This is a genomic window from Ruegeria sp. C6, from assembly GCF_056537625.1.
Genome location: NZ_JBQFRW010000001.1, coordinates 1230017 through 1257007, shown reverse-complemented (window position 1 = coordinate 1257007; position 26991 = coordinate 1230017). Strand labels below are relative to the sequence as shown.

At 56.6% G+C, this 26991-nt stretch carries 28 protein-coding genes and 1 tRNA gene; 21 read left to right on the top strand and 8 right to left on the bottom strand.

From position 1 onward, the window contains the following. The first annotated feature begins 17 nt into the window (after positions 1-17). Together ACR0MJ_RS06280 and ACR0MJ_RS06275 are read left to right on the top strand one after the other, a co-directional pair. Positions 18-845: an exonuclease/endonuclease/phosphatase family protein gene (locus ACR0MJ_RS06280; protein WP_170732004.1), complete on the top strand. Its 828-nt coding sequence runs from the start codon at positions 18-20 to the stop codon at positions 843-845. Between the two features lie 64 nt (positions 846-909). Then, positions 910-999: transfer RNA gene (locus ACR0MJ_RS06275), tRNA-Ser, on the top strand. A 107-nt stretch (positions 1000-1106) separates the two neighbouring features. Here ACR0MJ_RS06275 and ACR0MJ_RS06270 read toward each other — a convergent pair. Beyond that, entirely contained in the window at positions 1107-1985 is an 879-nt protein-coding gene (locus ACR0MJ_RS06270) for a LysR family transcriptional regulator (protein WP_170635624.1), read from the bottom strand. 96 nt (positions 1986-2081) lie between these two features. On the opposite strand from ACR0MJ_RS06270, the gene ACR0MJ_RS06265 reads away from it, so the two are divergent. Next, positions 2082-3389 (top strand): aminotransferase class I/II-fold pyridoxal phosphate-dependent enzyme, encoded by a 1308-nt coding sequence (locus tag ACR0MJ_RS06265; protein WP_480759930.1) that lies wholly within the window; start codon positions 2082-2084, stop codon positions 3387-3389. A 57-nt stretch (positions 3390-3446) separates the two neighbouring features. Here the strand turns inward: ACR0MJ_RS06265 and ACR0MJ_RS06260 are convergent, their stop codons facing one another. Next, positions 3447-4118: a GntR family transcriptional regulator gene (locus ACR0MJ_RS06260; protein WP_170405336.1), complete on the bottom strand. Its 672-nt coding sequence runs from the start codon at positions 4116-4118 to the stop codon at positions 3447-3449. Between the two features lie 128 nt (positions 4119-4246). On the opposite strand from ACR0MJ_RS06260, the gene ACR0MJ_RS06255 reads away from it, so the two are divergent. From ACR0MJ_RS06255 to ACR0MJ_RS06235, 5 genes are all read left to right on the top strand, one after another. Then, complete coding sequence (locus ACR0MJ_RS06255) at positions 4247-5191, top strand: class II glutamine amidotransferase domain-containing protein (RefSeq protein ID WP_170421277.1); 945 nt, start codon at positions 4247-4249, stop codon at positions 5189-5191. Next, the gene (locus ACR0MJ_RS06250) at positions 5188-5901 is read left to right on the top strand and encodes a GltB/FmdC/FwdC-like GXGXG domain-containing protein (RefSeq protein WP_480759926.1); all 714 of its coding nucleotides are present in this window, start codon (positions 5188-5190) and stop codon (positions 5899-5901) included. Before ACR0MJ_RS06255 ends, ACR0MJ_RS06250 begins: the two co-directional genes overlap by 4 nt. Further along, a complete protein-coding gene (locus tag ACR0MJ_RS06245; RefSeq protein ID WP_170393281.1) occupies positions 5886-7310 on the top strand; it encodes an FMN-binding glutamate synthase family protein in 1425 nt (474 codons plus the stop codon). Before ACR0MJ_RS06250 ends, ACR0MJ_RS06245 begins: the two co-directional genes overlap by 16 nt. A 50-nt stretch (positions 7311-7360) precedes the next feature. Further along, complete coding sequence (locus tag ACR0MJ_RS06240; RefSeq protein WP_480759924.1) at positions 7361-8005, top strand: type 1 glutamine amidotransferase; 645 nt, start codon at positions 7361-7363, stop codon at positions 8003-8005. An 89-nt stretch (positions 8006-8094) separates the two neighbouring features. Continuing rightward, a complete protein-coding gene (locus ACR0MJ_RS06235) occupies positions 8095-8445 on the top strand; it encodes a hypothetical protein (protein ID WP_480759921.1) in 351 nt (116 codons plus the stop codon). On the opposite strand, the gene ACR0MJ_RS06230 is transcribed toward ACR0MJ_RS06235, so the two are convergent. After that, entirely contained in the window at positions 8442-9581 is a 1140-nt protein-coding gene (locus ACR0MJ_RS06230; protein ID WP_170393278.1) for an FAD-dependent oxidoreductase, read from the bottom strand. The two genes, ACR0MJ_RS06235 and ACR0MJ_RS06230, sit on opposite strands and share 4 nt — an antisense overlap. 92 nt (positions 9582-9673) lie before the next feature. Here ACR0MJ_RS06230 and ACR0MJ_RS06225 point away from each other — a divergent pair, with 92 nt between their 5' ends. The 13 genes from ACR0MJ_RS06225 to ACR0MJ_RS06165 all read left to right on the top strand — a co-directional run bounded on the left by ACR0MJ_RS06225 (position 9674) and on the right by ACR0MJ_RS06165 (position 21058). Next, the gene (locus ACR0MJ_RS06225; protein WP_170405351.1) at positions 9674-10966 is read left to right on the top strand and encodes a glutamine synthetase family protein; all 1293 of its coding nucleotides are present in this window, start codon (positions 9674-9676) and stop codon (positions 10964-10966) included. Next, positions 10966-11232, top strand: coding sequence for a EutN/CcmL family microcompartment protein (locus ACR0MJ_RS06220; protein WP_170393276.1), 267 nt, complete (start codon positions 10966-10968; stop codon positions 11230-11232). The genes ACR0MJ_RS06225 and ACR0MJ_RS06220 overlap by 1 nt, the downstream gene beginning before the upstream one ends. Positions 11233-11275: 43 nt before the next feature. Beyond that, entirely contained in the window at positions 11276-11584 is a 309-nt protein-coding gene (locus tag ACR0MJ_RS06215; RefSeq protein WP_170393275.1) for a BMC domain-containing protein, read from the top strand. Positions 11585-11607: 23 nt separating this feature from the next. After that, complete coding sequence (locus ACR0MJ_RS06210; RefSeq protein WP_480590605.1) at positions 11608-12792, top strand: hypothetical protein; 1185 nt, start codon at positions 11608-11610, stop codon at positions 12790-12792. Next, positions 12792-14171 carry an aldehyde dehydrogenase family protein gene (locus tag ACR0MJ_RS06205; protein WP_480759918.1) on the top strand — a complete coding sequence of 460 codons (1380 nt, stop codon included), beginning with the start codon at positions 12792-12794 and terminating at the stop codon, positions 14169-14171. Before ACR0MJ_RS06210 ends, ACR0MJ_RS06205 begins: the two co-directional genes overlap by 1 nt. Continuing rightward, positions 14168-14791: a BMC domain-containing protein gene (locus ACR0MJ_RS06200; protein ID WP_170393272.1), complete on the top strand. Its 624-nt coding sequence runs from the start codon at positions 14168-14170 to the stop codon at positions 14789-14791. The genes ACR0MJ_RS06205 and ACR0MJ_RS06200 overlap by 4 nt, the downstream gene beginning before the upstream one ends. Then, positions 14791-15972, top strand: coding sequence for a malate dehydrogenase (locus tag ACR0MJ_RS06195; RefSeq protein WP_480453646.1), 1182 nt, complete (start codon positions 14791-14793; stop codon positions 15970-15972). Before ACR0MJ_RS06200 ends, ACR0MJ_RS06195 begins: the two co-directional genes overlap by 1 nt. Continuing rightward, complete coding sequence (locus tag ACR0MJ_RS06190) at positions 15969-16379, top strand: Rid family hydrolase (protein ID WP_223118136.1); 411 nt, start codon at positions 15969-15971, stop codon at positions 16377-16379. Before ACR0MJ_RS06195 ends, ACR0MJ_RS06190 begins: the two co-directional genes overlap by 4 nt. Positions 16380-16475: 96 nt before the next feature. After that, positions 16476-17756, top strand: a complete 1281-nt coding sequence (locus ACR0MJ_RS06185; RefSeq protein ID WP_170393270.1) for an ABC transporter substrate-binding protein — start codon at positions 16476-16478, stop codon at positions 17754-17756. A 65-nt stretch (positions 17757-17821) separates the two neighbouring features. Continuing rightward, complete coding sequence (locus tag ACR0MJ_RS06180; protein ID WP_170510277.1) at positions 17822-18673, top strand: branched-chain amino acid ABC transporter permease; 852 nt, start codon at positions 17822-17824, stop codon at positions 18671-18673. Positions 18674-18675: 2 nt separating this feature from the next. Continuing rightward, the gene (locus ACR0MJ_RS06175) at positions 18676-19623 is read left to right on the top strand and encodes a branched-chain amino acid ABC transporter permease (RefSeq protein ID WP_170393268.1); all 948 of its coding nucleotides are present in this window, start codon (positions 18676-18678) and stop codon (positions 19621-19623) included. Further along, positions 19620-20351, top strand: a complete 732-nt coding sequence (locus ACR0MJ_RS06170; protein WP_170393267.1) for an ABC transporter ATP-binding protein — start codon at positions 19620-19622, stop codon at positions 20349-20351. Before ACR0MJ_RS06175 ends, ACR0MJ_RS06170 begins: the two co-directional genes overlap by 4 nt. Next, entirely contained in the window at positions 20351-21058 is a 708-nt protein-coding gene (locus ACR0MJ_RS06165) for an ABC transporter ATP-binding protein (RefSeq protein ID WP_170393266.1), read from the top strand. Before ACR0MJ_RS06170 ends, ACR0MJ_RS06165 begins: the two co-directional genes overlap by 1 nt. 7 nt (positions 21059-21065) lie before the next feature. Here the strand turns inward: ACR0MJ_RS06165 and ACR0MJ_RS06160 are convergent, their stop codons facing one another. The 5 genes from ACR0MJ_RS06160 to ACR0MJ_RS06140 all read right to left on the bottom strand — a co-directional run bounded on the left by ACR0MJ_RS06160 (position 21066) and on the right by ACR0MJ_RS06140 (position 26873). Continuing rightward, positions 21066-21818: an outer membrane protein gene (locus ACR0MJ_RS06160; protein WP_480759915.1), complete on the bottom strand. Its 753-nt coding sequence runs from the start codon at positions 21816-21818 to the stop codon at positions 21066-21068. 82 nt (positions 21819-21900) lie between these two features. Then, positions 21901-23145: a DUF3179 domain-containing (seleno)protein gene (locus ACR0MJ_RS06155; RefSeq protein ID WP_480759913.1), complete on the bottom strand. Its 1245-nt coding sequence runs from the start codon at positions 23143-23145 to the stop codon at positions 21901-21903. A gap of 45 nt (positions 23146-23190) precedes the next feature. After that, the gene (locus ACR0MJ_RS06150) at positions 23191-24858 is read right to left on the bottom strand and encodes a sulfatase-like hydrolase/transferase (protein WP_480759910.1); all 1668 of its coding nucleotides are present in this window, start codon (positions 24856-24858) and stop codon (positions 23191-23193) included. A 99-nt stretch (positions 24859-24957) separates the two neighbouring features. Next, positions 24958-26598, bottom strand: coding sequence for a sulfatase-like hydrolase/transferase (locus tag ACR0MJ_RS06145; RefSeq protein ID WP_170625986.1), 1641 nt, complete (start codon positions 26596-26598; stop codon positions 24958-24960). After that, the gene (locus tag ACR0MJ_RS06140; protein WP_170405375.1) at positions 26595-26873 is read right to left on the bottom strand and encodes a hypothetical protein; all 279 of its coding nucleotides are present in this window, start codon (positions 26871-26873) and stop codon (positions 26595-26597) included. The genes ACR0MJ_RS06145 and ACR0MJ_RS06140 overlap by 4 nt, the downstream gene beginning before the upstream one ends. Positions 26874-26991 lie beyond the last annotated feature (118 nt).

Sequence of the window (26991 nt, the reverse complement as noted above, 5' to 3'; positions counted from 1 at the left end):
TTGCAGGAGGAATTTTGATGGTTACATTTTCACACAGCCTCGCGCGTATTGCCGTCTGGAATCTGGCCGGCTTCAATCCGGTGAACACAAGTCTGGGTATTCCAGCCAGCAGTGACCGAGTCACCCATCAAATCGAAGGGCTGGCCCTGCTGGACGCCGAACTGATCACTCTGGTCGAGGTCAGCCCCATCGAACATATTGATCGGCTTGCCTTGGGTCTGGCCGATAAGGGGCTGGACTATCAGGTCAAGATCCTGCCGCAGCCCAACGGCAATATCCATATCGGGTTTCTGCACAAACCGGGGGTCTCGGTGACAGGTTTGCAGCTGATCGACGGCTCGGAAGGTGACGATCCCGGCGGACGTCAGGCCCTGATCGCCGATGTCGAGGTCGGCAAATTCAAGGCCAAGCTGATCGCTGTGCATCTTAAATCCGGACGAGACCGGCCCGAGCAGCAGATACGTGACAGCCAATGCAAGATCATCGGTGATAAGATCGCTGAAATCCGCTCGACCCCCGGTCTGACACAACGCACGATTCTGCTGATGGGCGACTTCAACATGATCCCCGGTCAGGACGTCAGCAATTTCCACCATCTTGGTGGGGATGACATGATGGACTTTGTTTCGTGCTGGGATCTGCAAGACCGATTTTCGCATATTCTGGATAGGGGTCGCGCCAATTTACTGGACGGTTTTGCCGTATCACGCACTTATTCCACCGATTATGTCCGCGGCAGCCTGCGACTGTTTCCAATGCACTGGACCATGAATATGGGGCGCGAGGCGTTCAAGGATGAGGTTTCGGATCATCTGCCATTTGTTGCCAGCTTTCGTATTTTCTGACCCGTCCATTTTTGCGAAAGGGGCCTTGCACTCGGTTCAGAAATTCGCATAAGTCACCTCTACCGGAGAGGTGGCCGAGTGGTCGAAGGCGCACGCCTGGAAAGTGTGTAGGCGGGAAACCGTCTCCAGGGTTCGAATCCCTGTCTCTCCGCCATATGCCCTATGAAATCTGAGTTGCCTTGCGGTCTATGCGAGACTGTTTTGTGCACGGCTTTCAATGTGAAGTGTCGTGCACAATGCACCGGATTGATGAGATTTGACTCAATCTGACAACAAGGCGATGACTTGATCGGTTTCGGGTCTTTGTCGCGATGCCACCGGCACTTGAACCGCTAGAGCACGCCCTGTCGGGCAGGATTGCGCGTGGGCCGTTACGAGTGCACCAGATTTCAATGGCTCTTCGAGTAAGCATAGGTGCCCCATTAGCACGCCAGCTGCGGCCTTGGCCTCTTCCACGGCAAGGCTGTAAAGCGAAAACTGCGGGCCAGTTTTGACATCTGGGACCTCACAACCTGTGCTTCGCGACCATGTGGACCAATCGCTGCTCCACGTCTGATCGTGCAACAAGGGAGTGCCTTGAAACCCGTTGTTGCCGGTTAACTGATCCAGCAGAGCAGGGGCGCAAACCGGTTGGGTTTCATCCTCGCACAGCACAATTTGGTCAGGTGCTTCGTCCAAGGTCGCGAAGAAGATTGCCAAATCGAACATCTCACGCGAAAGGCTGGGTGGTGTTTCCAGCGCCGTGACCGAAAAATTGATATGCGGAAAACACTCTCTGATCCGGCGTAATCGTTTGGGCAACCAGAGTTGGGCAACAGCAGGCAAGGCGGCGATGTGAAAATCGGCATTTGGCTTGAGGTTCCGAAGGTCCCGAGCGGCATCGCCCATCTGATCAAAGGCTGTGGTGAAGACCGCGACAAGTGATTGACCTTGGGGCGTCAGTTCAACCCCTTGCGCGTTGCGGCGAAACAGCGGCGCACCTGCCCAACCCTCCAACGCCTTTACATGTTGCGAGATCGCCCCCGGTGAGACGTTCAACTCTTCCGCCGCCGCGACAAAGCTGACATGCCGCGCTGCTGCCTCGAACGCCCGCATTGCGTTCAGCGGAGGTCCCTTGGGGCGTTTGGGGGCGACACTCATTGATCTAGCCTTAGTTTTTCTACGCCAAGAAATAACAATTCTGCTTTGCGGTGTCACGCGAAAGCCGCCAAACTGCGAAAAACAGGAGGATGTCAGATGACACTTGTACAAAGAGACTGGGTGCCTGCCGCAAGCGAAACCCTGATTCAGGATATCGCGAACAAGGCCGCATCGACGTCGTCTGGCGATTTACTGGCCCGGATCGAGAATTTGGCAGAGGAAAACCGGCGCATCCACGAAAAAGAGTGCTTCAATCTCAACCCGGCGACAAATGTCATGAACCCAAGGGCCGAGGCACTTTTGTCGTCAGGCATCGGGTCCAGACCATCGCTGGGATATCCTGGTGACAAATATGAAATGGGGTTGGAGGCGATCGAAGAGATCGAAGTCATCGCAGCAGAGTTGTGTGCCCATGTTTTCGACGCGCAATTCGCCGAGGTTCGCGTGCCTTCGGGCGCAATTGCCAACCTCTATGGTTTTATGGCGACCTGCAATCCCGGTGATGCGATAATCGCTCCGCCCGCGTCGATTGGTGGCCATGTGACTCACCATTTGGCGGGGTGTGCGGGGCTGTTTGGTCTGCGCACTATTGAGGCCCCCGTCAATGCGGATGGGTATACCGTTGATTTGGAACGCTTGAGGGCATTGGCGAAGACCGAATGCCCCATGCTAATCACGATAGGCGGCAGTCTGAACCTGTTTGAGCATCCCGTGGCCGAAGTGCGTGCCATAGCGGATGAAATCGGCGCAAAGGTCATGTTCGACGCCGCCCACCAGTGCGGGATCATCGCCGGGCATGCGTGGTCCAACCCGCTGAAGGAGGGTGCGCATTTCATGACCATGAGTACCTACAAAAGCCTGGGCGGACCGGCCGGGGGTCTGATTGTGTCAAACGATGCAGAAATCGCCAAGGCGCTGGATGCAATTGCTTTCCCCGGTATGACAGCCAACTTTGATGCCGCAAAGACGGCTGCACTTGCCGTCACCATGCTGGATTGGAAAGAGTTTGGCTCAGCCTATGCAGATGAGATGATTGCGATGTCCAAAGCACTTGCTGCCGCGTTGGATGCGCAAGGTGTTCCGGTCTTCGCGGGTGGAGAGGGTTTCACCAATTCGCATCAATTCGCGGTACTGGCAGCGCCGTATGGTGGCGGTCAGACTGCCTCCAAACTGCTTCGTAAATCCGGGTTTCTGGCATGTGGCATCGGATTGCCAGTTGAGCCGGTGGAAGGCGACATGAATGGCCTACGGATCGGCACGCCCGAACTGGTCCGGTGGGGTATGACAGCAGGAGATGCAGAGCGTCTGGCAGAACTGATCCGACGTGGCTTGAGCGGTGAATCCGTTCTATCCGAGGTATCTGGATGGCGCGCTGAGTTCGACAGGCTGCATTTCGTGATTTGAACGAGCTGCGGCCAATCAGGCAAAGGCCCAGATTGGCCGCTCGCTCAGAAACGCGGTTTAACCGTTATCTGCTTCTTTCAGACCTTCGATCTGAAGGTCGAAACCTTCCTGAATGTGGCTGGTGAAAGTCTCCAGCGCTTCGGTGACATCACCCGTCGCAATCGCGTCAACAAGGGTCAGGTGGTTTCCGAGCGATTTGGAGATATCAACATTCTCAATCGCTGAAAACAGATGGAACGCCATCGCTTTGCCCCAGATCATATCGAACATATCGATCAGAAATTTGTTGCCCGCCTCAACCATGAAGGCACGATGAATGCGTCGGTTTGCGATAAAATAGTCTCGTGTCGTTGGCTGGCTCAGATCTTCTTCGCGACGAATGAGTTCGCGCAATCGATCAAGAACCTCTGGTTCAGCGTGTACCGCAAGTATGCGCGCGGCTTGACCTTCGATGGCTGCGCGTGCCTGGTATAGTTGCCGCACCTCGGTCTGGTCCATGCGCGCCAGTCGAAATCCGCCGCTGGCGGCCACTTCCAACACGCCTTCAGTCTCCAACCGCATGAGCGCTTCGCGTACAGGCGTCCTGCTGATGTTCAACTCGGCGGCCAACTTTTCCTGCACTAGCCGATCTTCACCGGTGATCTCGCGACTCATGATGGCTTCGACCAGTTGGTCATAGACCTCGTCGGCCAGGCGTCTGCGCTGTGTTTTGATTTGTTTCAGAGCCACTCGGAGCCTCTCTTTCTGTCCTTCATGAATTCTGTATTCAATAAAACAACTGCTGCCAAGGCGAATGGGGTTGCTATTGTTCGTGTACTGTATACAGTATACAGGAAAGAATGAACAGGGAGCTCTTCATGTGTGGAATTGCTGGTAGAATACTGGCCGCGCCCGGGAAGGTTGGGGCGGATCTTGTTGACCTGATGGATGCGCAGGAACATCGAGGCGCCGACAGCACTGGCTTCGCCGTTTATGGTTTGCCACGAGAAACGGGATACGTTTTACGCGGAATGGGATTCGACAAGTCTCAACAGGATGCGGATCTCTCCGCGTTTGAAACGATATTGCGTGAACACGGAAGCAGCTTTCTGTCTGACCCCCAAATCGTAACGGACCAAAGTCGTCACTATTGCTTTCGGATGGAAATTTCAGACCCAAGGAATCTTCAAGCCTGGGTCGCGGACGCGGATGAGCTGACAGACCGCATTGAAGTTCAATCCTGCGGCCGCAGTCTTGAGATCATCAAGGATATTGGCGGTGCCGAAGCCGTGGCCGAAAAGCACGGAGTTCGCGATATGATAGGAACACATGGGCTGGGGCATGCACGGCTTGCTACGGAAAGTTCGGTATTGCCTAACGCATCGCATCCGTTCTGGGCGCGCCCATTTTCGGATGTCGCGATCGTACATAACGGGCAGATCACCGATTACTTCACCTGGCGCGATAAGCTGACCCGAATGGGTTATCGGTTCTTGACTGAGAATGACAGCGAGTTGATTGCCGTCTGGGTCAGCGACCAGATGAAGGCGGGCCTGACCATGGAGCAGGCGCTAAAGAAGTCCATTACCTCTATCGATGGTGTGTTTACCTACATGATCGCAACGCCAAACGGGATTGGGTTTGCCAAAGACCGATTTGCAATGAAGCCTCTGGTCGTCGTCAACCGCAATGGCGATCTGGCGGCTGCGACCGAAGAACAAGCGGTCCGCCGGGTGATGACCGAGGAATGCGATGTGATCAACTACGACGGCCCGTCGCTGACCGGTATCTGGGGCGTCGGAAACCGGAGTTTGGCGGCATGAATGAGGTGGCTGCAAAGATGGATGATATCGTCATCGAAGTCGGCAAGCGACATATCCGCGAGGTCAATCGTGAGATAATGGAAGCCTGCACAATGGGTCGGCCGATCCGCGTGGTAGATACGCTGTCTCGTCATAATTTGGGCGTGGGTCTGCCAGACAATGTGGATATCACTTTCGAGGGGTCGGTTGGTTATTACTGCGGCGGTCTCAATACCGGGGCGAAAATCACTATCGAACGCAACTGCGGCTGGGCCGTTGGCGAAGGTATGGCCAAAGGGCACATCACTGTCGGTGGCTATGCCGGTATGTCCTGTGGTGCTGCGATGATCGGCGGCACGATCCATGTCAAAGGCGATGCGGGGCCAAGGGTGGGCGTTGCGATGAAAGGTGGAAACATCGTCGTCGAAGGAAAGATTGGCTATCAGTCCGGCTTCATGGCGCATTCCGGTCGGATCATAGCGCTTGGCGGTGCGGGTGAATCCTGTGCTGATGCGCTTTGGGAAGGCGAAGTCTGGGTAGCTGGCGAGGTCGACAGCCTGGGTGTGGATGTCGACGTGATCGAACCGACTGCTGAAGAAGTGGCCGAGGTTGATGCGATCCTCGACCCGCTCGGGCTTGTCGACAGTTCGCGAAATTGGCGCAAAATGGTTTCGGGCCAGCGTCTTTGGTATTTTGAAAGCAGGGACGCAAGCGCATGGCTCATGATCTGAGTAAACCTTACGAATATCCGTTCGATGTTGCCTCGGAAGAGGAAATCAGGTTCCGCGATGCGGGAGCGATCGACGGCCGCCCGGCTGGCGTTCCTTCGTCGTATGACGAAGGAGGATCGACCCGCTGGACACCCGAGGCGATCTCGGAAGTTCACGCGCTGGCGCAGCTTGGGCGCTATCAGGTGCGTGGATACAACACGTTCAACAAGCAATTGCCGACTTTTGATGATCTGACATTCGTTCCTGCAACGATGACCCGCCTGCCGCTGGAAGGCTATCGCGAGAATTGCGATACGACGACCGTTCTGGGTGGAGGGCGCGGCCTTGTGGAGCGCCCGCTTGAATTGAAGATCCCGATCTACATCGCTTCAATGTCCTTTGGTGCTTTGTCGGCATCGGCCAAGGCATCGCTGGGCTATGGGGCCTCGAAAGTAGGAACCATGACCTGCACAGGTGAGGGTGGCATGCTGGAAGAGGAGCGCGAAGCCTCCCAACGCCTGCTCTATCAGATGTCACCCGCGCGGTATGGTGTGGATCTGGATCATCTGCGCCGCGCGGATGCCTTGGAACTTGTCGTGGGGCAGGGTGCGAAACCCGGAACCGGGGGTCTGTTGCTGGGTATGAAGGTCAGCCCGCGCGTCAGCCAGATGCGAACTTTGCCCGAAGGCGTGGATCAGCGATCTACGATCCGCCATCCAGATTTTCTCGGCGCTGATGATTTGGCAGTGAAGATTGAAGAATTGCGCATCGCCACCAACTATCAGGTGCCGATCTTCATCAAGATGGGTGCGACACGTCCCCGGTTTGACGTGGCAGTTGCCGCCAAAGCGGGTGCTGATGTTGTAGTAGTTGATGGTGCCGAAGGTGGTACCGGCGCGTCTCCTGAGTTGTTGTTAAACCATACCGGTATCCCAACGATGAGCGCTATTCGCGCTGCGCGTGAAGCATTAGACGAATGCGGCATGACCGGCAAAGTCTCTCTGGTCGCTGCCGGTGGCATTCGGTCCGGTGTGGACGCGGCGAAGTGTCTGGCCCTCGGTGCTGACGCTGTGATGATCGGCAACGCGGCCATGGTTGCGCTAGGGTGCAACAGTCCGCGCTATCTCGAAGATTACGCGGCCTTGGGAACATCCCCCGGTGCCTGCCACCATTGTCACACAGGTCGCTGCCCGGTCGGGATTGCGACGCAGGATGAAAGTCTCGAAGCTCGTATGAACCCGAATGCAGGGGCAGAGCGCATTGCGCGCTATCTGACGGCCATGACCATGGAGATTACAGCGCTTGCGAAAGCCTGCGGAAAGTCCTCGGTACACAATCTGGAAACTGAAGACCTGCGCGCGCTTAGCTTTCAAGCGTCAGCTTTCACTGGGGTGAAAATGGCTGGAATTGACAGGGCTTTTGACTGGTGAAAATCGCAGTTCTTGAGTTGACTAGCCACCCGCTGCCATTGTTGGAGGGAATGCCGCGGACTTCACAGCAGATTCAGGAGTGGATCGCCCCACACCTACCGGAAGCCGAGTTCGTAGTAGTGGGGGTTGTTGATGGAGAACCGCTCCCGGACGAGAGCGATTTCGACGGCGCTATAGTCGGCGGATCTGAATTTGGTGTTTATGATGACACGGATTGGATGCAGCCGCTACGTGCCTTCCTGGACCGTTGTCGAGAAATCCGAAATCCAGTCTTTGGTATCTGTTTCGGACATCAGATCATGGCTGACGTCTATGGTGGTCGGGCCGAGAAAGCCGAGGTAGGCAATGTCGTTGGCGCACGGCCCTTCAACTATGGCGGAGATAGCGTGGATGCATATGTCTGGCATCAGGATCAGGTAACAAGCATTCCGGACTCGGCTCGGGTGACCGGATCAGCGGGCCACTGTCCAGTTGGTGCACTGGATTATGATTTTCCTGCCCGCTCTGTTCAGTTTCATCCCGAATATAAGGCGCATCACTTGCGCGATCTGTTCACCAGAGGTCGAGAGGTGCTTTTGTCAGCTACGGAAGCGGATGATGGGATGTCCTCGGTCAACGCGGCAAATGTGCCCGACGATATTGCAGCGCTTCAAGCAGTAGAGCTTTTTCGCGGTACATACGTCCCTGAGCAATAAGCCTTTGAGCGAACGGCTCTTGATCCTAATCAAGTCCAGCCAAGCCGCACTAAGTATACTGTATACGCAATCGGTTGGGAGATTTGGCAATGACGGGATACAAGGATTTCTTTGAGAGGATTGCGCGGATCGTGAATGCTCCACGCGAGGGAAGTATCAGCGATCTGGAGCTATCGGATCTCGGCCTATCCCGCACTGATTTGGCCATGTTGCGTTCTGGCGCGCCCAACGCGCGAGAGCGTATACTCTCGATGGCTAGTCAGTTTGGCCTGAGTAAAGATGATCTTAACGCCCATCCTGAGCTTGGCCTTGAGTTGGCGGAAAAATGTGGACATTGTCGCCAAGCAAAGACCTGCCGAGATGCAATTCGATCAGGTGTTCGCCTGCCTCAGGAAAAGTGCCCGAATTCAGGACTCTATGCGGCGCTTTCAGAAGGTTAACGCCCGCTTGGACTTTCTTTTGGGCTCAGTTTTCTTCGACCGGTGATCTTGAAACGATCAGCCGTTCCGAAATCCTTCATTCCAACACCGGCCGCAAACTCTGCAAAAACCGGCGCGTGTTTGAACAGATGTCCCGAGCAGCCTCCGGCGAACAGCACGTTTTCATGCTCGGGGTGCCAGTCGACAATAAAGTGCGTGTCAGGTGTCAGGATGATTTGGTTGAATTTGGAATCCACCACCCGCTCACCCTCAAGGCCCGGAAGACGATGACGGATATAGCTGCGAGTGCGTCCCAGCGTTTCCTGTCGGATTAGCCTTTCGTCATTGTCCAGATCGATCTTGTCCGGGATGACGACTGCCGCTTTTACCCCTGAACCCTCGGAGGAGGGCAGCCCGAATGAGCCCTGACCATGATCGATCCAGCAGGGCATTCGGCTCATATCGAACTCCTCGGACCCATCTGGCGTTGAGGTATAGAGGACATTCACACCAACCACCGTCGATATCGGCTTGATCGTCCTGGGGAACATGTCCGCCATCCAGGGACCGGTTGAGACAATGATAAGATCAGCCTCAAGCGGCTTTCCATCCAGCATTGGGCGCTCTGATCCATCGGTGGTCACGCGACCGCGCTGTACGATCCCGCCCGCTCGACGAAACAGCTCAAGCCCGGTCAGGACACAGCGATGCGCCATCAGCATTCCGGCTTCGGGTTCGAACAGGGCGTATTCGATGTCAGGAACGCGAAACTGCGGAAATCGCGATTCGATGTCCTGCCGCCCGAACTTGTAGTAGGGCACACCAACGCGGTCGAAGGTTTCGGCTGTGGCGTTCTCCCAGTCGCAATGACCGCCTGTTGCAAGAATCAGCGCACCGCATTCATACATCAGGTTCTGGCCGCTCTCGGCTTGCAGTTCCAGCCAGCGCAGGCGGCTTTCGCGGGCCCAACGTGTATAGAACTCATCCCGCCCGGAAATCGCACGGATGACACGGTTGTAATCCGTTGAAGATGCACGGGAATGTCCCGGTTCCCAGCGATCTATCAAAGTCACTGCCTCACCACGTCGTTGCAGTGTAAGCGCCGTCATGACGCCGACGATGCCGCCTCCGACAACGATGACCGAGTTCTTGGACATGATGCAGATTTTCCTTGTTTATCGATTGTCTTTGTGAATACTGTATACAGAATACAACAATTATAAAGCCAAAAAACAGGGAGAGCGCATCAATGAGTTCGGGATTTGATCTGCCCGAAGGCACGCACACCGTCATACTTGGTGTGGGTGACCTCAACGGCATCATGCGTGGCAAGCGCATTCCGGCCAGCCACTGGGACCACGTCTGCAAAAGCGGCAATGCGCTGTCGATTGCATTGATGGCGATCGATATGACGTGCGACGTCTGGGATACGCCTTATGTCAATTTCGACAACGGCTACCCCGATATGCACGTCTTCCCAATGACCCAGCCCGTCGCTGTGCCGTGGGAGCCAGGCGTCGCTGTTTGCTTTGGTCGGGCGGAAGGTATGGATCACAAGCCTGTTCCGATCGATCCGCGTCAGGCGTTGGTGCGTCAAGTTGAACGGGCCCGCGAAATGGGGTTCGAGGTCAATGTCGGTACTGAACTTGAATTCTATCTACTGGATCCGGAGACCGGACAGCCGCGCGATAGCGGGATCCAGGTCTACGGTCTGGGCCGTGCTGCGCGGATGGAGCACATCGTTGGGCCGATCCGCCAACAGATCAACGAGTGCGGTATTCCAATCGAGCAATCGAACCCCGAATACGCTGCGGGTCAGATTGAGGTGAATATCCGTTACGGCGAAGCGCTGGCAGCGGCAGATCGTGTCGTCTTGTTTAAGTCGCTGATCCGCCAGCTGGGCATCGCCCACGGCTATCTGGCAACCTTCATGCCAAAACCGTTCTTCGATCAGTCCGGCAACGGCTTCCACACACACTACTCGCTTTGGAAAGACGGCAAGAATGTCTTTGCCGATAACGGCAAGATAAACGATACCGGCAAATCCTTCATCGCCGGGCTGCAACAACGCATGTGCGAAACGGCAATCTGTGGCAGTGGCACCGTCAATGGTTATCGACGCCGTCAGCCTTATACTTTCTGCCCGATCAACACGAGCTGGGGTTATGACAACCGGACCGTTGGTATTCGGGTCATTGAAGGATCCGACAGCGCGGTGCGCGTAGAAAAACGTGACGCTGGTGCAGATGCCAATCCCTACCTTCTGCTGGCGGCCGAGATTGCAGCGGGGCTGGACGGGATCGAGCAGGGCCTGGCTCCGTCAGAGCCGACAACCGGCAACGGTTACGAAGAAGGGATCGGCGATCCGATCCCGACCGACTTGCCAACGGCGATCGAACTGGCGCGAGGATCCGAATGGCTTCGCGATCTCATGGGCGAAATGCTGTGGGAGTTGGTATTGCAACAGGCCGAGCGCGAGCTTGAATTCTTCAATCAACAGGTCACTCCGGTTGAGTTGGACCGTTACCTGAGGACCTTCTGATGCATTTGGGCAAGGTCGCCGGGACCGTCACAGCCACGGCCAAAGACGCAAAACTGGTCGGTACGAAACTGCTGGTGACGGATTTGGTCGATAGCAAAGGCAAGGTGATCGAACCGGCGCGGGTCGCCGTCGACACCTGCGGTGCAGGGGTGGGGGATACGGTTCTGCTGGTCAACGGCTCGGCGGCGCGTATGGCCGCCGGTCTGTCCACCGCGCCCGTCGATCTGGCGATCATCGCGATTGTGGATCGCGTGTCCACGACCTGAACCAAGAACACCAAACATCTAAATTTCTTTGGAGGAACGAAAAATGGCGAAACCAGTGGCGGGGCAAATGGCCCTGGGCATGATCGAAACGCGCGGACTGGTCGGCGCGATCGAAGCGGCAGATGCGATGGTCAAGGCGGCCAGCGTTTCGATTGTCGGCCAAACCAAGGCTGGCGGAGGCCTAGTCACCACCCTTGTGCGTGGTGAAGTCGGCGCAGTCAAAGCCGCCGCGGATGCCGGTGCGACAGCGGCAAACAAAGTGGGTGAAGTCGTATCCGTCCACGTGATCGCGCGCCCACATGATGAACTTGAGGCCATAATCGACAGCCTTGGTGCTGGCTCTGCGGCTTAATCCGTCTGTCTTGAGGAGACGCTATGTCAGCCGGTTTCGAGGAATTCACACGTGCAGCGACACGTGGCTCAACCCGGGGTGCACCTGAACATCCCAAGCTCGACCGGATATCGGTGTTGGGCGGCGGGGCTGATGCACGCCTGTTGGCCGCTCTTTGTCTTGCCGAAGGGGCTGAAGTCACCTTGTTTTCGGCCTATGGGGCCGAACTGTCGCTGTTGGCCCAGTCCTCGGGCATCTCGCTTCGCGGTGAAGGTCCGGTCGGGACCTATCAAGTCGATCGGGATGGGCCGTCGGTGCGCACAACCGCTGAGCTGGATGCAGCGGTGCGCGATGCACAGGTGATATTCCTGACCGGACCGCTTCACAAACAGCGCACTTATGCGATGGTGCTGGCCGATCACCTCAGCGACGGGCAAATCTTGGTCCTTGCGCCGGGACGATCTTTGGGGGCTGTGGAAACAGCCTGGTTGTTGCGGATCGGAGGCTGCGCGGCGGACGTCACGCTGGTCGAGGTTCAGGGTCTGCCATACTGGTTCCGTTCCGAGGGCGCAGCTTTGACGCTTTCGCAGGCGGCACCGATGGCTGCGGCAACCTTGCCGCGCGGTCGGGAAGAGGTTCTGGACGCCGTGTCCGCCTATTTGTCCAACGTTCAGGCGGTCGACTCGGTTTTGTCGTGCGGCTTCAACGATCTGTCGGCCGCAGTCGAGATACCTGCGCTGATCCTCGGCGGTGCCGCAATGGGGACAGGTGGTCCTGACATTCCAATGGGTGGTGTTCAGCTTGAGGATAACCAGACCTTTGCGTCTCTGATTGGTCCGGACCAGACGGAGGTCATTCAGGGGCTTGCAGACGAACGGCGACGCATTGCTGCTGCGTTTGGAGTTCGCAACCTGCCGGAGACAGGGCAGTGGATAGCCACCTTTGCCGGCGCCGAACGTGGCTCGGGCGCGCGTCCGATCCCGGATCAGCAAACGTCGCGCGGTATGATGCGGGATGGCGTGTTGGGCTCGCTTGTACCTTTGGTCTCAGCGGGTGAGCTTGCGGGTATCCCGAGCCCGCTGACGAACAGCCTAATCGCGATGTCCGACCGAATTTTGGGGGCGGATGTGGCTGCCGCCGGACGGCGCCTCGAAGCCATAGGAGTTTCAGCGGGCGACGTTGATCAAGCGCGCCGTATCTTTGACACCATGGTCACCGGAGCTTCTTGATGGATGCAGATCTGAAATCAATCGCCGCCGCACGGCGTGCCGCAGATAGCGCTTTCGAGGCTTATCGCGCCTTTTTGGGCACTGACCCGGCGCAGGTAGACGCAATAGTCGACGCGATGGCGCGCGCCATCGAGCCCGATGCCGAACGGCTGGGGCAAATGGCCGTCGAGGAAACCGGATATGGGAATGTGCCGGACAAGCGCGTCAAAAACCTGTTCAACGCGCTTTCAGTCGCGGATTATCTAAGAGATGTGACAACGCTGGGATTGCTCTGGCGCGATGATGCGACAAAGATCGCAGCCTTCGGTGAACCGATGGGCGTTGTGGCAGCTCTGATCCCGGTGACGAACCCCACTTCAACGATCATCTACAAAGTGCTTTCTGCGGTGAAGGCAGGCAATGCGATCGTGTGCGCGCCGCATCCGCGTGGCGTGAGTTGTGGCATCGAAACGGTGCGAATTATGGCGCGCGTGGCTGAACAAATGGGTGCGCCCAAGGGTCTAATCCAATGTCTGGATTCCGTGACAATTCAGGGCACAGCCGAGTTGATGAAACATCGCCGTACCTCGGTTGTGATGGCAACCGGTGGTCCTGCCATGGTCAAAGCGGCGTATTCCAGCGGCAAACCCACGCTCGCGGTCGGTGCGGGCAACGTGCCGTGTTACGTACACAAGTCGAAAGCACGCGATCTGGCGGAAGTCGCCGAGATGATCGTGACGTCGAAGAGCTTTGACTACGGGACCGCCTGCGTCAGTGAGCAGGCCGTCGTCGCTGATCCCGAGATCGCACGTGATTTGCGCCACGAGCTTAAATTGAAAGGTGCCTATTTCTGCACTCCGGCCGAAGCGGATCGTCTTGCCGGGGTGATCTTCAAAGGCGTGCAGGCCATGGACCCTGAGAAGGTGGGGCAAAGCCCGCAGGCGCTGGCTGACGCTGCTGGTTTTTCCATCCCCCCACGCACCCGGTGCCTTGTTTCGGAAGAGACTGAAGTAGGCTGGAAACGCCCGCTGTCTGCAGAAAAGCTGAACCCCGTTCTGGCGTTCTACGCGGCGAAATCCACAGACCATGGGATCGATCTGGCGCAATCCATCGCCAAGTTCGAAGGCTGGGGTCATTCCTCGGTCATCCATTCGGACGACCCTGAGATCGTGGCCCGTTTTGCCACTGTGCCGACGGGTCGGGTACTGGTGAATACACCGGGCATCTTGGGCGGTATGGGATATTCGACTGATCTGGAACCATCCTTCATGCTGGGCACTGGCACGTGGTCAGGTTCGATCACTTCGGACAATGTGACGGCCCTGCATCTCATCAACATCAAACGGGTAGCCTATGAAAGCAGACCCTGGCGCGACATTTACGAGGAGTATGGCGCATGAGCGAGATTACCATCCGGGCGCTGATGCAGATCGACAACCTGCAACCAAAATTCGCCGCCTATAACGGTGCGACGGTGCAAGGGTCGGTGCCTTTGTCCGGGGATACGGTTTTGATCGGAGAGTTTGCGCCGGGTAACGGAGTATTCTCGCTGATCGACCGGGCGCTCAAGGCATCTTCGGTTGAGGCGACAACACAGATGGTCGAGCGCGAGTTCGGGTTCTTTATCCTGCGGTCTCCGTCGAATGCGGAGGTGTCCGCCGCGCGCGATGCGATGCTGGCCGAGCTCGGCGCAACAATGTCTGACCGGTTGAAACCGGCGATCAGTTCCACGCAGATTATTACCAGCGTCGAACCCTATCAGGCGCAACTGCTGAACAAATGGCGCAAGGGGGCTCTGATCGTTCCAGGGCAGACGTTGGGCATCGTCGAATGTGCCCCGGCTGCTTATATCTCGATTGCCGCGAATGAAGCGGAGAAGGCGGCAGAGATCGATATTGTCGAAGTGCGCGCCGTGGGGCGGTTTGGCCGCCTGTTCATCTCGGGGTCTGAAAACTCGGTCAAGACCGCCGTCGAGGCCGCAACCCGCGCGATAGAGGCGGTGGACGGGCAAGCCAACTGATGGCAGTGCCGCGCGTCATAGGTTCAGAGGCGGTCGAAGATGCCCGCCGTCGCGGTCGGATCGTGTTTGAAGTCCTGCCCGACGATATCGTGACGGCCTTGGCACGCGAAACTGCCGAGCGTGTTGGCATAAAGCTTGTCGACGGACCGCTGGAAAAGCCACAACCAACGCGTACAGACGCTGCTATTTCAATGCAGCGTGTGTTGTATCGCCGCTCGCCCAAATGGGTTGCTCCGGTGCGTTCGAAACGCAAGGTCCGAAGGCTTGGCAAACTTGCCATGATCGGGGCAGGGGGCGTCGGGGGCAATGTGGCGCATCTGGCGGCGATGCAGGATATCGCGGATGAGATTGCTCTGATCGACATTGCTCCGGGGATGGCGGCTGCAACCGCGTTGGATTTGAATCACACTTCAGGCATCACCGGAGCGCGCGCCCGGTGTATTGGCGGCGAGTCGCTGGACCTTGTGGCAGGGGCTGAGGTGGTCGTGGTGACCGCAGGCCGTGCCCGGCGTCCGGGTATGAGCCGCGCGGATCTGATCGACGTGAATGCGCGCGTGATCCGCCAGGCCGCTGAGGCCATACGCTCCGCTGCGCCTGATGCCATCGTCATCGTGGTGACAAATCCGCTTGACGAAATGACCGTAGAAATGCTGAGCGCAACCGGGTTCCCTCGTGAAAGAGTGCTGGGCATGGCCGGTACTCTGGACAGCAGCCGGTTTCGCAACGCCCTTGCTATGGCTGCGGGAGTAGCGCCCGCTGATGTCGAAGCCTTCACGCTCGGAAGCCACGGGGACGAGATGGCGCCAATCCCAAGCCGGGCAAAAATTAAGGGCAGGGCATTGGATGTGTTTTTATCGCCTGATCAGATCGAGGCTTGCGTTCAGGACGCCGTGACCGGCGGTGGGCAGGTAGTTGCCCTGAAGAAATCCGGTTCCGCAACCATAGCACCGGCGCACGCGTCGATCGAGTTGATCGACCATATCCGGGGCGCACGCACCGGCCCGGTTCCGGTCTCGGTCATGTTGCAGGGGGAATATGGCATCGATGGGGTTGTGCTTGGTGTTCCTGCCCATCTGGGGTCTTCCGGGTTGGTCGAAGTCGAGGAGTTGCGGCTGACCGATCAAGAACAAGCAGCCTTGCAGAAAGCGGCGGATGCCATCCGATCGAGGTTAGGCCTGTGACCCTCCGCATCTGGAAGTCAGGCGGGCGGTTCGAAGAAGTTGCGTCTTATTCCCGCGCAAAGCGCATCGGTCCCTTCGTTTGGGTCGCAGGGACCACAGCGATCGAACCCAGCGGGCGTATTCATGCGCCAGGAGATGTGGGCGCCCAAACAAAATACATTCTGTCCCGTATAGAAGAGGCGCTTAAGGCCGTCGGTGCCGAGATGCGCCATGTAGGCCGGGTCCGCGCCTATCTGACCGATCTGTCGCGCGCGGGTGAATTCGCGAGCGTTCACGGAGAGGTATTCAAAGATATCGATCCGGTTCTGACAGCCGTTCAAGCGGGGCTTACGCAGCCTGGATTGACGGTGGAAATAGATGTGGATGCGGTAATTCACGACGTAAACGGCGAAATCAGCGGAATCTGAACATGAGTCACCAAGAAAGGATTTGATCGAACTATCGTCTTGTGTACTGTATACAGAATACAAGAAGGGCACAATAAGACACAGGGAGCTAATGTGATGATCAAGACAGCGCTACTCAGCGGAACATGTATCGCGCTTGTGGCCTCGGCGGCCGCAGCTGAAATCAAGGTGGGCTTTATTGGATCTCTTTCCTCAGACACCGGTCTGTCGACGCTGCGTGGTGCAGAGATCGCGATTGAAGAGCTTAATGCGAATGGCGGCGTTATGGGGGAACAGATCACGCTGGTGTCTGCCGATACCGGTCAGGACCCGACTGAAGGTGTGCGGGCCTATGAATATCTGGCGGAAACCGAAGAAGTGGATTTCATCATCTCAGGCTCTATCGATGATGTTTCGCTGGGCTGGCTGCCGCGAATGCAGGAATACCGAATTCCGACGCTGGACACGTGGACGTCATATATCGGCATCATCGACATGGTGGTCGAAGATCCCGAAAGCATGGCACCATATTTCATGAACATCGCCTCAGACGAGGCGCTTGCCACGCTTTATATCAATTTCGGCGCGGATGTTCTGAAGGAAAAGATGGGTTGGGACTCCGTTGTCATTCTGGCTGAGGATACAGCGTTTGGCGAAGCGATCACCGGATTGGTGACCGAGGCGCTTGCGCCGGTTGCGGGGATCGAGGTCAAGGACATCATCACCTATGACGTCGCCACCGTAGATTTCGCGCCGATTTTCAGCCGGGCGCAGGATACAGGGGCGGATTTCATCTATCAGGTCTCATCCGTGAATTCTCAGGTGGTTTCGTCGCAATATGTGAAACTGCAGGTCCCCATGGCGATGACAGGTGTGAACGTAGCCGCATTGGGTATGGAATATTGGGAAGACACTGGCGGAGCCGGTGGCGGCATCTCGACCCTGTCACCGATCCCGTCTGTAGGGTTCAAACTTGACCCGGCAAGCCAGACCTTTGTCGACACCTATCAGGCCAAGTATGACAGCCGCCCACTGCTGCCGCATTTCAATGGGTTCAACGCCTATCACGGGCTGAAGCAGGCCATGGCTGCCGCGGAAGAGGCGGGTGGCTTCGACAATGTCGAAGGCTGGGCCGATGCGATGAAGAAGCAGGATCTGGTTCTTGAGATGGATGGTCAGCTTTGGCTGCGCTATGCCTTCTGGGGCGATGATGAGGTCGAGCCTGTGACAGGCCGCACCTATCCCCACAACATTCGCTTTGATCTTTCCGAGCCGTTTGATGATGCGGCCCCGTCGATGGTCGTTGTTCAGTGGTATGAAGACGGCACTGCCGCAGTTGTGTACCCCGAGAAATACGCGACGGGCGAATTCACGCTTCCCAGCTGGGTCAAGCCGTAACCCGGTCGCGTCGTTAGCTTGAAACGGGTGCGCGGCAGCGCGCACCCGCAGCCAAGGATCCATTTATGTTGCAGATACTGATTCAGGGGCTTTTGCTCAGCGGTCTCTACGCGCTTATAGCAATGGGGTTTACGCTGATCTTCAGCATAGGCCGCGTTCTGAATCTCGCCTATGGCGCCTATCTGATGGTCGGCGGCTACATTTACTTCTGGATATCGCAGTCACTTGGAATGCCTAAGCTTATGGGGGTTGCCGTGGCCGCCGCGCTGGGTGTTCTGATGGGAGTTCTGAAGTACCGTTTGATTGTCAAAACGCTCAAAGGGGATCACGTGGCTGTCGAGATTTCGACGCTGATCCTTGCGGTCGTCATTCAGGCCGGGATCGTTTTGGTCTTTGGCGACAGCAGCAAAATCCTTTTGCCGATTGTTCCCGGGGTGATCAATGTGGCCGGGGCCTCGGTCACGTATAACATCCTGATCGCAACCCTTATTAGCTGGGCAATTCTGCTTGGGCTCTATGCCTTTGTGCGGCTGACACATACCGGACGGGCGATGCAGGCGGTGTCGATGGATGCTAAAGGCGCTGCAATTTCCGGGATCGATCCGGATCGCATCAATCTGATCACCTGGGGTATCTCTGGCGCATTGGGCGCAATCGGAGGCGTCTTCTTTGCCAGCTACACTCAGCTATCGCCCTCCATGTGGGTGGCTCCGCTAATCATTTCGGTGGCTGTGGTTATCGTTGGCGGGATCGGATCGATCCTGGGCACTTTGGTGGTGGCGCATATTGTGGGCTTCCTCGAAGTCATCGTTGTGGCGACGCTTGCACCTGAGTTGCGCGGTGTTTTCACGATGCTGTTGATCATCGGGGTGCTGGTCACGCGACCGCAGGGCCTGTTCGGCCGAGAGGAGCTGTGACGATGGGGCTACGCTGGTTTCACTTTGCACTCTGGGGTGGCTTGATCGTCGGAATGTTCCTGCTTCCGCAATTCGTCTCGAACGGGACGATGCGCACGATGATCTTTGCCAACTACCTGGCGATCTTCGCTATCAGCTGGGACGTGTTGTCTGGCCGAACAGGCTATGTGAGCTTTGGTCATCCATTCCTGATCGGTATCGGGGCCTACACCACTGCGATCCTGACAAAGCGGTTCGATGTCGCGGTTGAAATCTCGATCCCGATCGCGGTGCTTGTCACCATGATTGCAGGGCTGCTGGTACTGCTACCGGCGCTACGTATTCGGGGCAGTTACTTCGCTCTGGTCACACTGGCCTTCATGGAATTGCTGTATCAACTGGTCCAGGTCATTCGCCCGGATCTGACTGGCGGAACGCGCGGCATGTCGGGCATTCAAACGCTGACACGCGGCGCGGCCAACGGGTATTACCTGTCCACGACGCTGATGCTGGCGATCGCCGTCAGCATGTGGTTGCTGATGAAGACGCGGCTTGGAACGGCCTTGTCTGCCATCGGTATGAACGAAGAAAGTGTGCGCGGTTCGGGTCTCAGCACCACACGCCTCAAGGCTTTTGCCTTTCTGACAAGTGCGATGATCGCGGGCTTGGGTGGTGCCTTCTACGTTCACTATCTGGGATCGCTCGCGCCGCGTGCGTTGTTTGATATTAACTTCCTGTTCACAATCATCGTTGCGGCACTTCTGGGCGGAACCTCGACCATCATCGGCCCCATGATCGGCGCGTTCTTCATGACATTCCTGTTGGAGTATCTGCGACCGGTCCTTCCTGGCGCCGAACGGTATTTCGTCTACGGAGCCATAGCGCTGCTCCTCTATATGTATCAGCCGAAAGGCATTGTTGAGCTGGTTCGGCGTGGTTTCAAAGGCCTGGGCAAGGGGCGGACGACATGAGCGTGGCGTTACAGGTTTCAGGTCTGGTAAAACGTTTCGGCGGATTAGTCGCGACGAATGATCTGTCGTTTTCTCTCAAAGAGGGCGAGTCGCTTGGATTGATCGGTCCCAACGGGGCAGGCAAGACGACCGTGTTCAGCCAGATCATGGGTGAGTTGCGGCAAAACGGCGGAACGATCGAACTGTTCGGGCAGGAGATTTCGACACTGTCGACGCCACAACGCATTCGGGCCGGGGTCAGCCGAACCTATCAGATCCCGCGCCCGTTTGGTGATATGAGCGTTGCCGAAAATATCCGGGTTGGCCTAATGCCCGACAATATCTGGCAGATGATCGTCTCACCCCCAGATAAAGAACGTGAGCGAGAGCTTGCGCTCAGCGTCGGGTTTACAGAAGCGGACTTGAAACGCGCGCCGACAGAACTGGCCATGGGTGATCTGCGTAAACTTGAGATGGCGCGCACAATGGCAACCGCGCCCAAGGTGATGCTGCTGGATGAAGTGTTTGCGGGTCTCACCACAGGAGAGATCGCCCAAATCTCTGATCTCATTCAGTCGATGCGCAAAGATGGGATGACTTTTCTGATCGTCAGCCATGATTTGCCTGCGCTTGAGCCATTGGTCGACCGTGCGATCGCCATTGAACGGGGCACCATGATTGCCGAGGGCTCGTTCAGCGAAGTCATGAACGACAAGGCTGTTCAGGCCTCGTACCTGGGGGGCGCGTAATGTCGTATCTGGAAATCGAAAACCTGTCGGCATTCTATGGCAAGGCGCAAGCGCTGACCGACATCTCGATCACCGTCCAACCCGGTGAAATTGTCGCTGTGGTGGGTCCAAATGGGGCTGGAAAATCGACCTTGCTGGACAGCATCATGGGGCTAGTCAAAATCGAGGGCGATATCCGGCTCAGGGGGCACAGCCTTGCCGGTCGGACGCCTTCCGAAATTGTACGACATGGCGTGGGTTATGCGCCCGAACGCTTCAACCTGTTTCCCTATATGTCGGTGCGTGACAACCTAATGGTCGGTGCCTTCACGGCCCGCGAAGACATCCAAAGCAATCTGGCAATGGTACACAGCCTGTTCCCGCGTCTCGAAGAGAGGGAAGGGCAGGAGACCTCGACCCAGTCGGGCGGGGAACGTCAGATGGTCTCGTTCGGACGCGCGCTGATGACCAGCCCCGAGCTGTTGCTCGTCGACGAACCGACGATTGGTCTGGCCCCGAAAATCTGTCACGAAATCGCCGAGGTGGTGCGCAAGCTCAACAAGGAATACGGGCTGACGGTGGTGATTACCGAGCAAAACGCCAACTTCGCGCTTTCGCTGGCGAGCCGGATTTACGTGCTCGAGTCAGGACGCATGCAGACATCAGGCACCGCAGATGAGTTGCGGAATGATAAGCGATTGCTCGAGGCTTACTTTGGCGGTCACTAAAAGCCGCTCAAAAGCGGTAAGTCGCGCCAATCATTGGACCGGATTGGTCGAACTTGAAATCGTTTCCGTCGATGTCGTGGTCGAATGAGATATAGCGGTATCCACCGCGGATCAGCCAACGATCATTAATCGCATAGTCGGCTGTCAGCAGAACCTGCCATGTCTCGCTGCCACTGCGGAAGCCGCCATAGTCTACAAACCCAGTTCCTGACCATTTGTCCGAGAACTTGACGCGTGCGCGGGCCCCGATCACGGGATCGGTCCAGCTTGAATCAACCGTTGTTCGACGGCCGGGGGCCGCGCCTGGTTGCAATTCAAAGTCGGTTTCCGTGCTGAACCACCTGAATCCACCGACAATATCCACATTCGCGGTTTGATCCTCGTAGACCCTATAGCCGACATAGCCGCTGAGAAATTGCGTGGTAAAGGATGTGTCCAAGCCTGAGCTGGCAGGGCCGGGAGTGTCGCTGCTGAAAGACAGATTGGTATAGTTATAGTCGGCCAACAGGGACCACCGGCCATTTGTGGCGGCAAACGCGGCCATGAAAGCAAAATCGAGATTGTCCAACGCATCGGAAAAACTCAGGGTGCCATCCAGTGTACCCATCGGTGTGCTGAGTGAGGTCTCAGTTTCCGGCATGAAAAGATAGATTGAGGCCTCATATGACCAGTCCGACTGTTGGGCCAAGGCCATTGGTGCCATCGAACCTGCCATTGCGAGGCCAAGCGCCAATCCTGTCCACTTTACTGTCACATCCATTTTTCCGTCTCCCGCCAAGAACCTTGAATTGAAATTCCGTTGTCGCCTCATGCCAATCTAGCCAAGCGCAATGTTCATTCTTTCATGCTGCCACGTCTTCGGATTTGCCTGCGCCGTCACCGACACGATTGATATCGGTGCTGGGAAAAAACTCGGACCAGACATGCCAGAACACGCCTGCGCGCAGGGTTTCGACCCGTTGCAGTTGGCCCTGATCAGACATTCCCCAAAAGTCACATTGGGTCACGGGTTGACCGCTGTCATTGTACCAAACGCCCAAGCTTTCAAATTTTGGATCGAGGCTGACGACGATATCCCGCCCGCCGACACGCGCGTTGACGATCCAATCGTTGTCGACAACGAAATCGTCGGTCCAGCAGGTGGCATCCTGTCCGATTGTGATCCCCCAGACATAGGTTTTATTCGGCAGCCGATTGTCCGAACGGTCCATGTTGTCCATCACCGGAGCCTCTTCCTGATGCTGGCGGCCAATGCCCCAGCCGAACGTGATCTCGGTCATCATGTCCAGCAGCCGCAGCAAGGGGTTTGGGGAGGGTTTGTTCAAAAACACCTCGCCTTCCGGGAAAGCCTTTTGAAATCCACGGAAAGTCATCCGATAGGTTGGCCAGGGTGTCATCTGCGCTTCGGGCCGCAGAGGGCACGCGAGACCGTGTGCATTTGTGTCACGATCCGCTTCGCGAAAACCGTATATGTGCTGGATGGGCTCGCCAGTATCGTTGTCCCGCAGGATCAGGTTGTTGCCATGCTGGGCGAGAACCTCAAGGTTCAGCCGTTTGCCTTCGATGCTTGGCGCATAGCCTTGACCGAGATTGGCCATGGCGCAATAGGTCATCACGACGTCTTCTCCGCCCAGCCCTTTATCATCGCCCGCCAAATGTGGGCGCATGATTTGTGCATCAGGATGGGCTCGGGCATGGCCGTCATTTTCAATCACCATCACGGGGGCAGTCGGCCCGACATATTTGCGGGCCTCGTCGATGGGAAAAAACTGCGCGTCATTTAGCTGATTTCTCAGACCTAGATGAACCCAGACATAGGGAAAGCCATAGAGAAGTAGAACAAGTAAAGCGGCAATGAGCCAAAGCCAGAACGGCCCGGCTCCCAGGGCGAAATGCGCGAGCGTTGCGAGAGCAAATGCGCCCAACCCGATGGCAATCAAGCGGTATTCATTGCGGATGAAACGCACCATATTCTCGCGCTTTACCTTCAACAGCATCTGGGACACGTCGCCCAAATCACGGAAGTAGACGAACCCGATCCCAAGTGATCCGATTAAACCCAGTGCGAATAGGAGTAATCCAAGCATGTGATGATCCTAGAAACTTGAGTGAATGACGACGGCGACACCGTGCTATTGCTGCGGGGATTGGCTTTTGATCAGGAAAGCCTCGACCGCTTGTTGGGTTTCGGGGCGCAGGTTCTCGATCCCTTCATAGGGCACGCCATACGCGGGTGGCGTGTCGGGGAATTTCTCTTTGCGGGCCATGTGTCGGCCAAGGATGCGTGCGAATTCCTGCCCGCCCCAGGCGCCAACCTCGGTCGAGACTGAATATTCCTCGCGCGTGTCCCGGTAGAGATCAAAGAACTTTGCCAGAATAGCGCTTTCCCCGGCTCCCGGCAGTTTGAGCTTAAGCTGGTCCTTCACGATCGCCTCGGGTTTGTTCACCGAATAGATGATCACGTGATCTCGGCGCGCTTTGGCTTCGTCCGCAAACAATAGCGCTGCGGATTGATCGACGCCATCCACCAGACGATCTCGCGGGATGTATTGCTCGGCCCCCGCAAAACGCGAAAGCGTTGTATAAAGGTCCGACACGTGAATGATGCTGTTCAGCAAACCATCTGCCTGAATCATCCCCGGCCAGCGAATAAAGGCGTCGACCCGAACGCCGCCCTCAGTCGTATCCCCTTTGCCACCAGCATAAATCATCGGAGTATAGCCCGATTGCGGGGCGTATTTGGTAAAGTGGCCGTTGTCCCCCATAACGATGACGATGGTATTCTCGCTGACCCCCAACTCTGCCATGCTGGCGAACAAATCACCCAGCCATTGATCCAAAAGTTGCATCTTGTCGACATAGAGACCGCCATTCGCGCTTTCGGGACCAGAACGTCCGGCGCGGGTATTATCCAGAGGGATCATCGGCCAATATTGCAGGAAAAAGGGAGTATCGTCGCTGGCAAGACGTTCAAGCTCTGACAAGGTTTTGTCCTGAAAGGCCTGGTTCATCTCATCGTATTTGGCCGCATTCCAGCGCTCACCTGACTCCATCCGAATTTCGCGAATTGGACCGCCCGTTTCGCCTTCGATGACGGTCATCATCGCTGAGGCGTCCGGCCTGAACCAACCGTCCAGCGTGTATTTGTCATCATAATCTCTGATCGCGACCGAGACCTGCTCTTTGATTGCATCATCATTGAAAATCGTCAGCTGACCCTGCTGGTGAATGGCGTGTTGCGCATAGTCAAAGCCTTGGTTCATCGCCCAACTTTCCGCGATATCTCCCATGTGCCACTTGCCAACATGGCTGGTTGCGTAACCAACCTGTTTCAGCACTTCGGCCAACGTCACTTCCTCCCCCGGCAGGCCAAAGCCGGCAATATCAACGGTGGTATCGCCCATTCCCATGCGTACAGGCAGCCGCCCCGTCATTTGGGCGACGCGAGTAGGGGTGCAAGAGGGTTCGGTATACATCCGAACCATGCGCATCGCGTCGTCGGAGAAATTGTTGATATTCGGCGTCGAATAACCCCGAACGGCGTTCAACTCGGGTATCCCCATGTCGCCGAATCCCAGATCATCGATCAGAACGCTGATGATGTTCGGTGGCTTGCCGTTGTTGCCTTCGCGAAATGCAGCCAGGGCTTCATCCACAGCCATATCATCCTGGGCCCATTGCTCTGCGCGCTGTGCTTGCAAGATATAGAATTCGGCATCGTGTTGGATTGGGTTTTCTTGCGCGAACGTGCTGCGCGCGGCAAGGCCGACGAATAAAACCAATACCCCTGAAATCTTCATTCGATATCCCCCGATCGTGTACTGGGCGGAACGCAAACACTCCTGCCGCTGATTTCACATTAAAGCATTATCATATTTAAACAGGAATTTCTGTAGCCTTCACTGCTGCCAGCTGGTGAACACATCGCGAGCCAGTTCAGATTCCGGGCGCAGGTTGTCGATGCCCTCGTAGGGGATGCCGCGCCCGATTTCGGAATGCGGGTGTTTCGCGATCATCTTCTGATGGCGTTTGATCATGTCCTGAAACGACGCTCCGGCCCAAAGTGAGTAACCGACCAAAGGGTGCAGTTCGCGTGGATCACGATAGATGTTGAAGGTCGGGGCCGCCGCTCCGGGTTGGCCGGGCGCGGGCAGGTGCATCTTGAATTCCTGCTTGACCACCGAGCGCAAAACCGGGCCTTCATAGACATATACATAATCGCGGCGACCGTTGCCTTCACCGTTCAGCAGCAGGGCGGTCTGATCGACACCATCGATGATGCGGTCGCGCGGGATATGATCAGTCGCGCCTGCGATCCGAGCCATTGTGGTATAGATATCAGACACATGAAAGATATCTCCGGCGGCGCTGTCAGCCTCGATTACTCCGGGCCAGCGAATGAATGCATCCGTGCGTACGCCACCTTCCAGATGTTGTGTCTTACCGCCACGATAGATCAGTTGATTGAGCCCCGAAGTTCCTTCGTAGTGGTACATCAGTCCATTGTCGGCCATCAAAACCACAATCGTGTTGTCGGCTTCTCCGGTTTCTTCGAGCTTGACCAGCAGGTCACCGATCCAGCCATCCAGTAGTTGCAGTTTGTCAGCATGAAACCCGCCGTTGCGAGAGATCGCGTTCTCGGAATAAACGAAATTCAGCGGGTAGAGCGGCCAATATTGCAGGAAAAACGGTTCTTCCTCGGCTGCGGCACGCTCCAATTGCTCAAGAGCCTGACGCTGATACCTCTCGTTCATCGCTTCATACTTGGCTTGGGTCCAGACCTCGCCCGGTGACATATCCACCTCTCGGGCGGTGCCGCCTGCTTCTGCCTCGACACCAGTCACCAGTCCGTAGGGTTTGAAACGCTCATCCAGCAGAAACTGATTGTTCTGCCCCTCGGGCACGTATCCGAGCATGTTATTCGCGCGCATCGCCTCGGGGGTCATGAGGCTCAGTTGAACTTGTTGATGCAGGGGGAAGGCGGCCCAATCGAAACCTTGGTTGTGGGGGTAGGCCTGTTCGATGTCACCTTGGTGCCACTTGCCAACATGCACGGTGTTGTAGCCAACCTCTTTTAGGATCTCGGGCAGGGTCACCTCGCTGGCTGGAAGGCCTTCGCCTACCAGAGCCACTTTGACTTCTGTCACACCGGCACGCACCGGATGTCGCCCGGTCAGCATCGCCGTTCGGGTCGGCGTGCACGAGGGTTCCGTGTACATTCGCATCAGCGACAAACCTTCGGTGGCGAACTGGTTGATGCTGGGCGTTTCGATGCCCATGACGTAGTTCATCTTGCGATCACCCATCTGACCAAAGCTGATGTCGTCGATCAGGATGTACAGGATATTGGGTGGTTTGCCCCCGTTTGCGTCGCGGATTTCGGCCAGTTTCGCGTCAATCTCAATGTCCTGGGCATCCCAGACCGCGCCGAACTGGGCACGCAGAAATTCGAACTCACCATCGTGAATAATCGGGTTCTGTTGGGCATATGCCGAACCTGCGGTGAGGATTAGCGCGGGCAAAATGTGTTTCAGGGTCATTTCAAGCCTTTCGTTTTATCCATATGCCCAGGCGTACCCGGAACGTCTGACAGCTTTGCTTCGATAGAGCTTCGCAAATCAGTAACGGTTTCCGCCAGATCCGCGAGGTACCGAGGGCGAACGCCCGTGTCGGAAAGAGGAGACTGTGCCAGCTCGGTCATCATCTCCTGATAATCGAGGCAAATCCGGTCGAACTCACTGTCTTGGGCGCGCATGTTTCGCATCAGAACGGAGGTTCCCGGGAATTGTGCGTCAAAGAAGTCTTCTTCGTCCATCCGCGTTGCCTTCGTGGAAATTGCTCGTAAAGCATGCGTTCCCTAGAATATGACTTGAACGTGTAAAGCCGCATGCTACCGTAGCACCATGGGGTCAAGCCATTGTCATGAAAGGATA